Source organism: Stenotrophomonas sp. TEPEL (genome assembly GCF_004348785.1).
Classification (GTDB): Bacteria; Pseudomonadota; Gammaproteobacteria; order Xanthomonadales; family Xanthomonadaceae; genus Stenotrophomonas; species Stenotrophomonas indicatrix.
The window spans coordinates 1,838,938-1,851,403 of the sequence record NZ_QQXJ01000001.1; the positions used below are offsets into that span (position 1 = coordinate 1,838,938).

Genomic DNA, 12,466 nt, shown 5'->3' on the forward strand with positions numbered 1-12,466 from the left:
CTCAAAGGACAGGGTGGTGGGCCATTGTAGGAACGGTCGGGGTGCTGGCTGATGCAGTTTGCTTATGTCGCACGCGCAGCACGGCATGTGGGCTGGGTATCAGTGCGGACCAGGGGGCGCAGCCACCGCAGCGGGCACCGCCAACACCAACGGCTGGTAGATCAGGCCGTGGTACTCGCCGACGTCGCCATCCAGCACGAACCCATAGTGTTCGTAGGCCGGCACCGCGTTGAGCGAGGCGCGCACGGTCATCTGCGGGCCGCGTACCTGCGGCAGCACCGCCTGCAGCAGGGCACGACCGATGCCTTGCCCCTGCAGCTCCGGCGCGACGAACAGCATCGCCAGGTGCTGGCCCGCCTTCAGTTCCGCCACGCCGGCCACACGGCCCTCCTGTTCGGCCACCAGGATGTGGTTGTCACCCTGCAGGCGCTCGGCGAACGCGCTGGCTGCGGCCACGTTGCCGAAGGTGGCGATGCCCTCGGCGGTAAGCATGGGCGCAACGGCTGCAGTGAAGGCGGCCATGCACACCGCGCTGATCGCGGGCAGGTCATCGACGTGGGCGGGACGGATCCTGGGCATGCGCTGTACTTCCTGTTGTGGGACGGTATCAATGCCCACGCTAAGCTGGCGGCATGACTGATTTCAATCCTGCCCATGCACGTCTGTTTCCAGAGCAGGGCTTGAGCCTTGGCCTGATGACGCCGGTGGCCGCACATGGCCTGGCCGATCCGCAGGAGGCGCGCCGCGTCGCGCGGCTGGCCGACGATCTGGGCTTTGCTGCGCTGTGGACCCGCGATGTGCCGCTGATGGTGCCGCAGGGGCCGGATGCGACCGCCAGTGCGCTGGATGATCCGTTCCTGTGGTTGGGCATGCTGGCCGCGGCGACCGAGCGCATCGTGATCGGCACTGCGGCCATCGTGCTGCCGTTGCGGCAACCGCTGCAGGTAGCGAAATCGGCGCTGACGCTGGACCGGATCAGCGGTGGACGCTTCGTGCTGGGGCTTGGCTCGGGTGATCGACCAGAAGAGTTCGCGGCCTTCGGCGAGGACCTACAGGGCAGGGCGGGCACCTTCCGCGAGCGCTGGTCGCTGCTGCGTGCGGCGCTGTCCCCCGAACCCTCCGAGCGCGCGCCGGTGTTGCAGGCAACCGGTGGATACGACGTACTTCCTACGCCGGCAAGGCGCATTCCGATGCTGGTGGTCGGTACTGCGCGGCAGAGCCTGCAGTGGATCGCACGCGAGGCCGAAGGCTGGGCGACCTATCATCGCGAAGAGACCGCGCAGGAAGGGCGCATCGGTCTGTGGCAGCAGGCGCTGGCCCAGAGCGGCGGCGCGCCCAAGCCATTCGTGCAGTCGATGCTGCTGGACCTGCAGGCCGATCCAACTGCGCCGGCGGAGCCGCTGCCGCTGGGCCTGAAGGTGGGCCGCGATGGCCTGCGCGCGTACCTGCAACGCGTACACGCGCAGGGTGTGGCGCATGTGATGTTCAACCTGATGGACAACGGCCGGCCGGTGGACGACGTACTGGCCGAGATCAGCGAGCACGTCCTGCCCGATACGCGTCGGTAGGTGTCCACCTTGGTGGACACGCCGCAGGTATCCGGCATGTTCGCATCTGCGTATCATTCGCATTTGATATCCAGCGCTGGAGCCCTGCGTGACCCACCGTAACCCGCTGCACCCGACCGGGCGCCTTTTCGCCGTCGTCGCCTTCATCGAGGCCATCACCTGGGCCGGTCTGCTGGCCGGCATGTGGCTCAAGTACGGCCCGCAGGCCAACGTCGCGCTGGTGAAGCTGTTCGGGCCGCTGCATGGCGTGGCGTTCCTGGTCTACGTGGCGGTGACGCTGTTTGCGGCGCTGCGCCTGCGCTGGCCATGGTGGGCAACGGGGCTGGCCTTGCTGGCTGCGATTCCGCCGCTGGTGACCCTGCCGCTGGAGTGGTGGTTCAAGCGTCGCGGCCTGCTGTCGGTACGCGCAGGGCAGTGATGGACCCGCAGGTGCGCGCCCGTTAAGCGAATGGGTATCAAATGCAAATGCGAGCCGTTATCATTTAAGGATGGCGTCGCCGCCTGACAGGGCGACGTCGCGCGGGGTGCGGATGCGCCCGGCGTTCCCTCCCTGGTTACGGTTGGTGTTGCATGCATGCACGTCCCGTGGTTCCCGGCCTGCCGGCGCTGGTGTTGGCTGCCCTGATCGGCACCATGGCGATGATGTCCTTCGTCGCCGTCATCGGCCCGGTGGTCCGCCTGCTGGGCCTGTCCGAATGGCATGCCGGTCTATCGGTCACGGCCGCGGGCGTGTTGTGGATGCTGGCCGCTCGCCCGTGGGGCCAGCTCAGCGACCGCATCGGCCGCAAGCGCGTGCTGATGCTGGCGATGAGTGCCTACACCGTGGTCTACATCGCGCTGGCGGTGTTCATCGATGTCGCGCTGCAGACAATACCGCCGGTGCTGGTCTCGGTGCTGGTGCTGGTCGGTGCACGTGGCCTGATCGGCCTGTTCTACGCGGCTGTGCCGCCGACCGCTGCCGCGCTGATCGCCGACAAGGCACCCACCGGCCAACGTGCGAAATTCCTCGCCCGCCTTGGCAGCGCCAACGCGCTGGGGATGGTGCTGGGTCCGGCTGCTGCCGGATGGCTTGCCTACAAGAACCTGCCGCTGGCGCTGTACGTGGCTGCGCTGTTGCCGCTGCTCGCGCTGGGCCTGCTGGCCTGGCGCCTGCCGGCCACACCGCCGGTGGCAGCCGCACACAGCCGCAACCGCGTACCGCTGTCGCGCCTCGACCCGCGGCTGCGCCTGCCGCAGATGGCCGCGTTCGTGGCGATGGTGTCGGTGACCATCGCCCAGGTCACGGTTGGCTTCTTCGCCATCGATCGCTTCGGCCTGGATGCAGCCGAAGGTGCACGCATGGCCGGCATCGCACTGACTGCAGTCGGCGTGGGCCTGATCCTCGCGCAGGGGCTGGTGATGAAACTGGACGTGCATCCCCGGCGCTGGATCATCCTCGGCGCACTGATCGCAGGCATCGGCTTTGCGTCGGTGGCGGCGGTGCAGCAGACCTGGCAGTTGCCGGCGGCCTACGCGCTTGCAGCGTTCGGCATGGGCTTCGTGTTCCCCTCGTTCCAGGCGTTGGCCGCCGACGCGGTGCAGCCGCACGAACAGGGGGCGGCGGCCGGCACCGTCGCGGCGGCGCAGGGGCTGGGCATGGTGGCCGGGCCGATGCTCGGCACCCTGTTGTATCGCGGCGGCGCCAGCCTGCCTTATCTGCTGGTCGGCGTGCTGCTGCTGGTGCTGTGCGTGCTGGCCGCAGCGTATCGGATGAAGGAGACCCCATGAACGATTCCCTGATGCAGGGCGCGTGGCCGGAGGCTGCGTCGATGCTGCCCGAGCCCACCGCCGAAGCGTCGCTGTTCCTGCTGCGGCAGGCCGATCGGCAGATGCACGCGCGCGGCTGCCGCGCACCCTTGCCGACCGGTGTGCTGGCCACGCTGGCCGAGCGCGTGGCGACGTTCTTCGCGCAGCAGCGCGGTGGGCCGGGACTGCTGGTCGGCGCGGTGCCGTTCGAGCCGCGCGCCGATGATGCGTTGTACCAGCCCGAGCGCCTGCTGCCGGCGTTGCCTGTGCAGTCGCAGGCGGCGCCGGCGCTGTCCGGAGCGCTGACTGCCGAGCCCTCCGCGCAGGCGTATGCAGCGGCCGTGGCCGACGCGGTCAGCGCGATGCGCGCGCCGGACCCGGAGCTGCACAAGGTGGTACTGGCGCGCAGCCTGTTGGCGCACACGCAGCAGGCGCTGTCACCGGAAATGCTGCTGGCCCGCCTCGGCACCGATCCTTCGGTGGCGACCTACGCCGTGCCGCTGCCGGTGCACGTTGGCCAGGCGCCGGCATGGCTGGTGGGGGCGACACCGGAACTGCTGCTGCGCAAACGCGGTGCGCAGGTGCTGTCGCATCCGCTGGCCGGTTCGGCCAGGCGCAGTGCCGATCCGGTTGCGGACAAGCGCGCCGCGCAGGCGTTGCTGGCATCGGCGAAGGACCATGACGAACACCGGCATGTGGTCGACGCCATTGTCGATGGCCTCTCGCCCTGGTGCAGTCACATTGAAGCGCAGCCACGCCCGGTGCTGCACGCCACCGCCAGCATGTGGCATCTGGGTACGCGCATCCACGCCACGCTGAAGGACGCTGCTACCTCGGCGGCGACCCTGCTGGCCGAGCTGCATCCCACCCCGGCCGTCTGCGGTACCCCGCGGCTGCAGGCACTGCAGCGCATCCGTGCGCTGGAACCGGTGCCGCGCGGCTTCTATGCCGGTGCGGTGGGCTGGCTCGATGCGCAGGGGGACGGCGACTGGTATGTGGCGATCCGCTGCGCGCGCCTGCAGGGCACCCAGCTGCGCCTGTATGCCGGCGCCGGCATCGTCGCCGACTCGCAGCCCGAGGCCGAAGTGGCCGAAACCGCCGCCAAGTTTGCTGCCCTGCTGAACGCATTGGGCGTGCAGGACCCGCTGTCGCTGATCGAGGTATCCGCATGACGCCGTCCACCGTTGATTCGCGCCTGCCGCTGCAGCAGCAATGGCCCGAAGCGCTGGTCGCGCGCTATCGGGCCGCAGGTCATTGGCGTGGCGAAACCTTCCCGGGTTTCCTGCGCGAACGCGCCGAGCGCCATGCCGATGACATCGCGGTGGTGGCCGGCGATGTGCGCCTGAGCTATGCGCAGCTCTGGCATGAGGCCGGGCGCATCGGCGCCGGGCTGCTGGCGCTGGGCCTGCAACCCGGCGAGCGCGTGCTGGTGCAGCTGGGCAATACGGCCGGTTTCATCGCAACGGCCTGTGGCCTGTTCCGCGCCGGGCTGGTGCCGGTGTACGCGCTGCCGGCACATCGCATCACCGAGCTGGCCCACTTTGCGCGCAAGGCCGAGGCCAGTGCCTACATCAGTACCGATGTCCATGAAGGCTTCGATCATCGTGTCCTGGCGCGCGCGCTGCAGGCGGAAGTGCCGGCGGTACGCCACGTGCTGATCGACGGCGATGCGGCCGAGTTCGTCGCGCTGGAATCGCTGCAGGGCGATCGCAGCCAGCTGCCGGCCGATCCTGATCCGCAGTCGGTGGCGTTCCTGCAGATCTCCGGCGGCAGCACCGGGCTGTCAAAGCTCATTCCGCGCACGCACGACGATTACATCTACTCGTTCCGCGCCAGCAACGAAATCTGTGGCATCGACCGCGACAGCGTGTACCTGGTTGCGCTGCCGGCAGCACACAACTTCCCGATGAGCTCGCCGGGTTTCTTCGGTGCGCTGTACGCCGGCGCCCGCGTGGTGCTCAGCCCGGGCCCCGGCCCGGATGTGGCGTTTCCGTTGATCGCGCGCGAGAAGGTGACCTGCTGTGGTCTGGTGCCGCCCCTGGCGCTGCTGTGGGCGCAGGCGGCGGCGACCAGCAGGCAAGATCTGTCCAGCCTGCAGGTGCTGCAGGTCGGGGGAGCGAAGCTGGTGCCGGAAGCCGCGCGGCGGGTCATCGATGGCCTCGGTTGCACGTTGCAGCAGGTGTTCGGCATGGCCGAAGGCCTGGTCAACTACACCCGGTTGGATGACCCGCAGGAGCTGATTGTCGCTTGCCAGGGCCGGCCGATCAGCGAGGATGATGAAGTGCGCGTGGTCGACGACCACGACCAGCCCGTTGCCGAAGGCGAGGTTGGTCATCTGCTCACCCGCGGCCCGTACACCATCCGCAGTTACCACAATGACGCGGCGGCCAACGCGCGCTCGTTCACCGACGACGGCTTCTACCGCACCGGCGACCGCGTGCAGCAGCTGCCCGGCGGCTATCTGGTGGTGCAGGGCCGTGCCGGCGACCACATCAACCGGGCGGGCGAGAAGATCTCCGCCGAGGAGATCGAAGACCATCTGCTGGCCCATCCCGGCGTATTCGACGCCGCCGTGGTCTCCATTCCTGACGACTACCTGGGCGAGCGCAGCTGTGCCTTCGTGATCCGGCAGGGCGAGGCCATCAAGGCGCCGGCGCTGAAGGCGTGGATGCGCGGGCGTGGCCTGGCCGCGTTCAAGGTGCCCGATCAGATTGTTTTCGTGGACAGTTTCGACACTACGGCGGTTGGCAAGATCAGCCGCCGCGAACTGCGCGCGCAGCTGCGCGCGCGTCATCTGCAACAGACAGGAGGAACGCGCTGATGGCGCTGCCCCGCATTACCCCGTATTCCCTGCCGACCGCTGCGGAACTGCCGCAGGCGCGAGGCGCCTGGCGCCCCCGGCGTGATCGTGTTGCCTTGCTGGTACACGACATGCAGCGCTATTTCCTCGCCGCATTCGACGCCGGCAACGCGCCGCTGCAGCCGGCGGTGGACAACATCGCGCGCCTGCTGGGACATTGCCGTACGCACGGAATTCCGGTGTTCTACACCGCCCAGCACGGCGACCAGGACCGCCGCGACCGCGGCCTGCAGGCAGACCTGTGGGGCCCGGGCATGGGCCGGCGTGCCGACCACGAGCCGATCATCGACGTACTCGCGCCGCAGCCGGGCGAGCATGTGCTGGTCAAGCACCGCTACAGCGCGTTCCAGCGCAGCAATCTGGAAACGCTGATGCGCGTGCGCGGCCGCGACCAGCTGCTGATCACCGGCGTCTACGCGCATATCGGATGCACCGCGACGGCGGTGGAGGCATTCCAGCGTGACATCGAGACGTTCATCGCTGCCGATGCCGTAGCCGATTTCTCGCGTGCCGAGCATGACCAGGCGCTGCACTGGATCGCCCGCACCTGTGGCGTACCGATGACCACCGACCAGCTGCTGGAGGCAATGTGATGAACGCGACGACCGAAACCTTGACCCTGGAGCGCATGCGCGCCGACGTCGCCCGCGTGCTGGATTGCCACGCGGCTGACATCGGCGATGATGACAACCTGATCGATCTGGATCTGGATTCGATGCGCATGCTGGGGCTGGTGCTGGCCTGGGGCAACACCGGGCTGCCACTGGAGTTCGCGCAGCTGGCTGAGCACACTACGCTGCGCCAGTGGTGGGCGGTGGTGCAGCAGCTGCAGGCCGCGCAGACGGCATGAACGGATCGCCGCTGCCACTGACCGAGGCGCAGGCAGGGCTGTGGTTTGCCCAGCGGCTGGCACCGCAGAATCCCGCATTCAATACCGCGCACGCGGTGTGGATCGAGGGTTCGCTGGATGTGCCGGCGTTCACCGCTGCCGCCAACCAGGCCGCCGTCGAGGCCGAGGCGCTGGCGTTGCGTTTCGCCGAAGCCGAGGACGGCCAGCCCGTGCAATGGCACGAGCCCGCGGGGGTGCCATTGCTGCAGCTTCGCGATGTCGCCGCGGCCGACGATCCCCAGCAGACGGCGCGTGCGGCGATGCTGGCTGATCGCTCCAGCGCGGTCGACCCGACCCGCGACCGGCTGAGCCAGCAGGTGCTGTTCGACCTGGGTGACCAGCGCTGGGCCTGGTACCTGCGCGTGCATCACCTGGCCACCGATGGCTATGGCATGGCGCTGTTCACTGACCGCGTCTGCGCCCTGTATGCGGGCCGCACCGGTAGTGCGCTGCCAGGGTTGGCGGGCGTGCTGGCCGATGATGCCAGCTACCGCAGTGATGCGCGCCGCGACGTCGACCGGCAGTGGTGGTTGCAGGCATTGCAGGGCGCCCCGGCCTCCACCGGCCTGGCCGGCACCGCCGCGGCCAGTGACGATGCACTGCGCTGGGTGCAGCCGGTGGACCCCGCCTTGCGCGAGCGCCTGCTGCAGGTCTCGGCATCGTGGCTGCAGCCGTGGCCGGATGTGCTTGCCGCGTTGGCCGCCGAGTATGTGCGTCGCATGAGCGCGTCCGAGGAAGTCGTGCTCGGCGTGCCGTACATGGCGCGGCTGGGCAACGCGGCGGCGCGGGTACCGGCGATGGTGATGAACGTGCTGCCGCTGCGGGTAGCGGGCGGCGAGGGCGGCGTCGAGGAATTCTGCCGGCGCATCGGGCGCCAGCTCAGCCAGAGCCGCAAGCATGGGCGCTACCGTGGCGAACAGCTGCGTCGTGACCTTGGCCTGGTCGGTGCACAGCACCGTCTGCATGGGCCGTTGATCAACGTACAGCCGTTCTACAAGCCGCTGGCGCTGCCAGGTGTGCAGGCCTCACTGGAAGTGCTGAGCACCGGCCCGGTTGACGACCTGACACTGGGCTTCCGTGGCGATGGACAGACCCTGCTGGATCTGGAGATTGAAGCAAACCCGGCCCTGTATGGGCTGGATGACATGAAGGCGCATGCCCGGCGGCTGCTGCATTTCGTGTCGGCCGCGCTGCTGGCCGAAGACATCGCGACGGTGCCACTGGCCACGCCGGAAGAATCGAAGCAGGTTGTGCATGGTTTCAATGCCACCACGCATGCGTTGCCTGACACCACCCTGGTCGAACTGCTGCAGCAGGGCATGGACCGCGATCCGTCGGCGGCGGCGTTGGTGTTCGGCGATGTGACGCTGGACCATGCTGCGCTGGAGGCGCGCAGCTTCGCCCTGGCCGCGCAGCTGCGCTCGCTGGGCGTGGGCCCGGGCACGGTCGTTGCCGTAGCGCTGCCGCGTTCGCTGGAACTGGTGATTGCGTTGCTGGCGGTACTGCGCGCAGGCGGCGCGTACCTGCCACTGGACCTTGCCCATCCCGCGGAGCGCCTGGCGCGCATCCTGGCGTCGGCGCAGCCGGTCTGTGTGCTGGCAGAGGTCAGCGTGCAATCCCGTCTTTCAGATGTGCCGGTGCTGCCGCCGGAGCAGTGGACCGACGTGAGCTTTGCCGCACCGTGGCCGGGCCCTAGGGGCGACGATGCGGCCTATGTGATCTATACCTCCGGTTCGACCGGTGAGCCCAAGGGCGTGGTGATCGAACACCGCGCCATCGTCAATCGCCTGCTGTGGATGCGCGAGCACTATGGCATTGGCGCCGACGACCGGATTCTGCAGAAGACCCCGGCAACGTTCGACGTATCGGTCTGGGAATTCTTCCTGCCACTGCTGTGCGGCGCGACGCTGGTGTTGGCGGGGCCGGACGCACACCGCGACCCGACCGAGCTGGCGCGATTGATCCGCGTCCATGGTGTCACCACCGCACATTTCGTACCGTCGATGCTGGATGCGTTCCTGGCGGCACCGGCCTCACAGGACCTGCGGCTGCGGCGCGTGTTCACCAGTGGCGAGGCGCTGGATGCCGCGCTGCGCGACCGCTTCCATGCGCGGGTGCATGCCGAACTACACAATCTGTATGGGCCGACCGAAGCGGCGGTGGATGTGAGCTGGTGGCCAGCCTCGGCCGATGACCGCTCGCGCCCGGTGCCGATCGGTTTCCCGGTCTGGAACACCCGCCTGTATGTGCTGGACGCACGGATGCAGCCCGTGCCGGTGGGCGTGGCCGGTGACCTGTACCTCGGCGGTGTGCAGCTGGCGCGCGGCTATCTCGGCCGCGACGACCTGACGGCCGAGCGCTTCCTGGCGGATCCGTTCCTGCCGGGTGAGCGCATCTACCGCACCGGCGACGTGGCACGCTGGCGGGGCGACGGTGCTGTCGAGTACCTGGGACGCAGCGACCATCAGGTAAAACTGCGCGGCCTGCGCATCGAACTTGGCGAGATTGAAGCAGCGTTGCGCGAGCTGCCTGGAATGGACCGGGTGGAAGTGCTGTTGCGCGATGATCTTCCCGGCGAGGCGCGGCTGGTCGCCTATGTGCCGACGGCGCTGCTCGATGCAGCGGCGCTGCGCAGCCATCTGCTGGCGCGGGTGCCGGACTACATGGTGCCGTCTGGGTTCGTGGGCGTGGATCAGTGGCCGGTGACCGCCAATGGCAAGCTGGACCGGTCTGCGCTGCCGAAACCGCCGCAGCAGGACGTTGTGGGGCAGGCGCCGCGCACGCCGCTGGAGCAGGAACTGGCCGCGCTGTTCGCACAGGCGCTGGGGCGTGAACTGCCGGTGGCGGTTGATGTGGATTTCTTCAGCATCGGAGGCGACTCCCTGTCGGCCGTGCACCTGCTGCTGGCCATCGAGCAGCGCTGGCGTTGCGAGCTGGGGCTGGGCGCGCTGTTCGCGCAACCGACCGTAGCCGCGCTGGCGGCACGCATCGCCGAGCCGCCCGCACGCGCCGATCACGCGCTGGGGCCGGTGATTGCGCTGTCGGCATCCGACGAGGCAACCGCAGCCCCCCTGTTCGTGCTGCACCCGGCAGGCGGCATTGCCTGGAACTATCGCGCACTGGCCCGGGCGCTGCAGCCAACGCGCGCGGTGTACGGGCTTCAGTCACCCGCGCTCGACCCCACGCAACCGCTGCCAGGCAGCATCGAGGCCATGGCCAATGACTATGTGCAGCGGGTGATCACGCTGCAGCCACAGGGGCCGATCCATCTGCTCGGCTGGTCGGTGGGGGGCATCCTCGCCCAGGCGATGGCCGTGCGCCTGCATGACATCGGCCGCGAGGTCGGCGAACTGGTGCTGCTCGATGCCTATCCCAGCGAATGCTGGCGTGCCGAACCGGAGCCCGACCCGATCGCGGCGCTGCGGGCGCTGTTGGCCATCGCCGGGCATGACCCGGACGCGCATCCGGAACTGGACGATCGCGAGCGCATCCTCGCCTTCCTGCGGCGCGGCGGCAGCGCGCTGGGCAGCCTGCCCGAGGTGGTGCTCGACGGCGTGGTACGGGCGGTGACCGGGACCAATCGACTGATCCGCGAACACCAGCACCGACCCTTCGTCGGAACGCTGGCGCATGTGCGGGCCGGACGCGATCATCAGGCACGGCCGCAGTTGCAGTCCGCGCTGTGGAAGGCACATGCGCTGCAGGTGGATGCCATCGAGCTGCCGTTCCTGCACGCCGAACTGACCGGGCGCGATGCGGTGGCGCAGCTGGCACCGTGGTTGTCGGCGCGGCTGCAGCAGTGGGACAGGCAACAGGAGAGTGCAACATGCAGCTGACGGGTTTCGAAGGAAATGTGGCGCTGGTGACCGGCGCAGCGGGCGGTATCGGTGCGGCGCTGGTCGGGCAACTGCTGGGCGCAGGGTGCCGGGTCGTGGCAACCGATCGCGAGCGACCTGCGCTGGTGACCGACGATGGGCGCGTGCAGGCTTTCGCACTGGATGTCACCGACGGCGCAGCCGTGGACGCGCTGGTACACCAGGTGGAAGCCACGGTGGGACCGATCATGTTGGCGGCCAGCGTGGCGGGCGTGCTGCATGTCGGCGAGGTCGTGGACACCGGTGACGAGGATTGGCGCAGGGTGTTCGCGGTCAATGCCGATGGTGTGTTCCATGTCGGCCGCGCATTGGCACGGGTGATGTCGCCGCGCCGGCAAGGTGCCATCGTGACCGTCAGTTCCAACGCGGCGGGCGTGCCACGGCATGGCATGGCCGCCTATGCCGCCTCGAAGGCGGCGGCGACGATGTTCACCCGCTGCCTGGGCCTGGAGCTGGCGCCGCTGGGCATCCGCTGCAACATCGTTGCGCCGGGCTCCACGCTGACCCCGATGCAGACCGGCATGTGGGAAGACGAGCAGGGCGCGGCACGGGTGATCGCCGGCAATCCGGCCACCTACAAGGCGGGCATCCCCTTGCGCAAGCTGGCCACGCCGGAGGACATCGCACAGGCAGTGATGTTCCTGCTGTCCGAGCAGGCCGGGCACGTCGCGATGAGTGACCTGTATGTGGACGGTGGCGCCACGCTGCGCGGGTGACGGCGCCGGGCACACCGCCGGGCGGGGTTCATGCGTTGCCGGCCAGCGGCCGGCACTACCATGGGGCAGGCGCGCGGGATTTTCCTGTCGGGTAGTGCCGGCCGCTGGCCGGCAACCTCAGCCAATCGGCAGGAAGATCCTCATGGAATCCAGCGCTGTTCCCCGACAGCCAGCGATCTCTGCCTGATCCACGATGGGCCATGAGCAGCGATCTCCTGCGCCACGGGCGGCGCTCCATCATCGGTCAGGTATATGTGCTGACCACGACAACATGCCAGCGCCGCCGACGCTTTGAATGCGGCGCTACCGCAGGCTGCGTCTCCAGCCAGTTTGAGGAACTGGAGCGACAAGGCCTGGTCCAGTCACTGGCATGGGTGGTGATGCCGGATCATGTGCATTGGATGTTGCAACTGCGTGCGTCGGAGCTGTCGGGCATCGCCCGTCGGTTCAAGTCATCCAGCGCGTTGGCCTTGAATCGGCTGGTCGGTCGTCGCGGCGTGGTCTGGCAGTCCGGGTACTTCGATCATGCGGTCAGGGTAGAGGAATCGTTGCATCGCCAGGCCCTGTATATCCTGGGAAATCCCATTCGGGCGGGCCTGGCCAGGGAGATTGGCCAGTATCCCTATGCGTGGTCGATCTGGTAGTGCCGGCCGCTGGCCGGCAACTTCATGAACCTCCGGACGCACCGCTTGGTTGCCGGCCAGCGGCCGGCACTACCCGACAGGAAAGTCCCGCGCGCCTGCCCCATGGTAGTGCCGGCCGCTGGCCGGCAA

Annotated in this window: 11 protein-coding genes; 10 read left to right on the plus strand and 1 reads right to left on the minus strand. The window is 68.6% G+C overall.

Features of this window, described 5'->3' with window-relative positions:
• Window positions 1-99: 99 nt before the first annotated feature.
• Window positions 100-579 carry a GNAT family N-acetyltransferase gene (locus TEP_RS08285; RefSeq protein ID WP_132824922.1) on the minus strand — a complete coding sequence of 160 codons (480 nt, stop codon included), beginning with the start codon at window positions 577-579 and terminating at the stop codon, window positions 100-102.
• Window positions 580-632: 53 nt separating this feature from the next.
• Between TEP_RS08285 and TEP_RS08290 the strand changes: the two genes are divergently transcribed.
• The 10 genes from TEP_RS08290 to TEP_RS08335 all read left to right on the plus strand — a co-directional run bounded on the left by TEP_RS08290 (window position 633) and on the right by TEP_RS08335 (window position 12,337).
• Window positions 633-1,568, plus strand: coding sequence for a TIGR03571 family LLM class oxidoreductase (locus tag TEP_RS08290; protein ID WP_132824923.1), 936 nt, complete (start codon window positions 633-635; stop codon window positions 1,566-1,568).
• Between the two features lie 88 nt (window positions 1,569-1,656).
• Window positions 1,657-1,986, plus strand: a complete 330-nt coding sequence (locus TEP_RS08295) for a DUF3817 domain-containing protein (protein WP_223485807.1) — start codon at window positions 1,657-1,659, stop codon at window positions 1,984-1,986.
• Window positions 1,987-2,138: 152 nt separating this feature from the next.
• On the plus strand, window positions 2,139-3,335 hold the full coding sequence (locus TEP_RS08300; RefSeq protein WP_132824924.1) for an MFS transporter: 1,197 nt from the start codon (window positions 2,139-2,141) through the stop codon (window positions 3,333-3,335).
• Entirely contained in the window at window positions 3,332-4,525 is a 1,194-nt protein-coding gene (locus TEP_RS08305; RefSeq protein WP_132824925.1) for an isochorismate synthase, read from the plus strand. Before TEP_RS08300 ends, TEP_RS08305 begins: the two co-directional genes overlap by 4 nt.
• Complete coding sequence (locus TEP_RS08310; protein ID WP_132824926.1) at window positions 4,522-6,174, plus strand: AMP-binding protein; 1,653 nt, start codon at window positions 4,522-4,524, stop codon at window positions 6,172-6,174. The genes TEP_RS08305 and TEP_RS08310 overlap by 4 nt, the downstream gene beginning before the upstream one ends.
• Entirely contained in the window at window positions 6,174-6,806 is a 633-nt protein-coding gene (locus TEP_RS08315) for an isochorismatase family protein (protein ID WP_132824927.1), read from the plus strand. The genes TEP_RS08310 and TEP_RS08315 overlap by 1 nt, the downstream gene beginning before the upstream one ends.
• A complete protein-coding gene (locus tag TEP_RS08320) occupies window positions 6,806-7,063 on the plus strand; it encodes a phosphopantetheine-binding protein (RefSeq protein WP_088100136.1) in 258 nt (85 codons plus the stop codon). The genes TEP_RS08315 and TEP_RS08320 overlap by 1 nt, the downstream gene beginning before the upstream one ends.
• Window positions 7,060-10,938 (plus strand): non-ribosomal peptide synthetase, encoded by a 3,879-nt coding sequence (locus TEP_RS08325; RefSeq protein WP_132824928.1) that lies wholly within the window; start codon window positions 7,060-7,062, stop codon window positions 10,936-10,938. The genes TEP_RS08320 and TEP_RS08325 overlap by 4 nt, the downstream gene beginning before the upstream one ends.
• Window positions 10,929-11,693 (plus strand): 2,3-dihydro-2,3-dihydroxybenzoate dehydrogenase, encoded by a 765-nt coding sequence (locus TEP_RS08330; RefSeq protein WP_132824929.1) that lies wholly within the window; start codon window positions 10,929-10,931, stop codon window positions 11,691-11,693. The genes TEP_RS08325 and TEP_RS08330 overlap by 10 nt, the downstream gene beginning before the upstream one ends.
• 200 nt (window positions 11,694-11,893) lie before the next feature.
• Window positions 11,894-12,337 (plus strand): transposase, encoded by a 444-nt coding sequence (locus tag TEP_RS08335; protein ID WP_132824930.1) that lies wholly within the window; start codon window positions 11,894-11,896, stop codon window positions 12,335-12,337.
• The last annotated feature ends 129 nt before the right edge of the window (window positions 12,338-12,466 follow it).

Excerpts from the sequence above, each read along its gene's own strand:
- TEP_RS08320 (WP_088100136.1), top strand. The coding sequence starts at position 6,806 with ATGAACGCGACGACCGAAACCTTGACCCTGGAGCGCATGCGCGCCGAC.
- TEP_RS08305 (WP_132824925.1), top strand. The coding sequence starts at position 3,332 with ATGAACGATTCCCTGATGCAGGGCGCGTGGCCGGAGGCTGCGTCGATG.
- TEP_RS08300 (WP_132824924.1), top strand. The coding sequence starts at position 2,139 with ATGCATGCACGTCCCGTGGTTCCCGGCCTGCCGGCGCTGGTGTTGGCT.
- TEP_RS08330 (WP_132824929.1), top strand. The coding sequence starts at position 10,929 with ATGCAGCTGACGGGTTTCGAAGGAAATGTGGCGCTGGTGACCGGCGCA.
- TEP_RS08315 (WP_132824927.1), top strand. The coding sequence starts at position 6,174 with ATGGCGCTGCCCCGCATTACCCCGTATTCCCTGCCGACCGCTGCGGAA.
- TEP_RS08285 (WP_132824922.1), bottom strand. The coding sequence starts at position 579 with ATGCCCAGGATCCGTCCCGCCCACGTCGATGACCTGCCCGCGATCAGC.
- TEP_RS08290 (WP_132824923.1), top strand. The coding sequence starts at position 633 with ATGACTGATTTCAATCCTGCCCATGCACGTCTGTTTCCAGAGCAGGGC.
- TEP_RS08325 (WP_132824928.1), top strand. The coding sequence starts at position 7,060 with ATGAACGGATCGCCGCTGCCACTGACCGAGGCGCAGGCAGGGCTGTGG.
- TEP_RS08335 (WP_132824930.1), top strand. The coding sequence starts at position 11,894 with ATGAGCAGCGATCTCCTGCGCCACGGGCGGCGCTCCATCATCGGTCAG.
- TEP_RS08310 (WP_132824926.1), top strand. The coding sequence starts at position 4,522 with ATGACGCCGTCCACCGTTGATTCGCGCCTGCCGCTGCAGCAGCAATGG.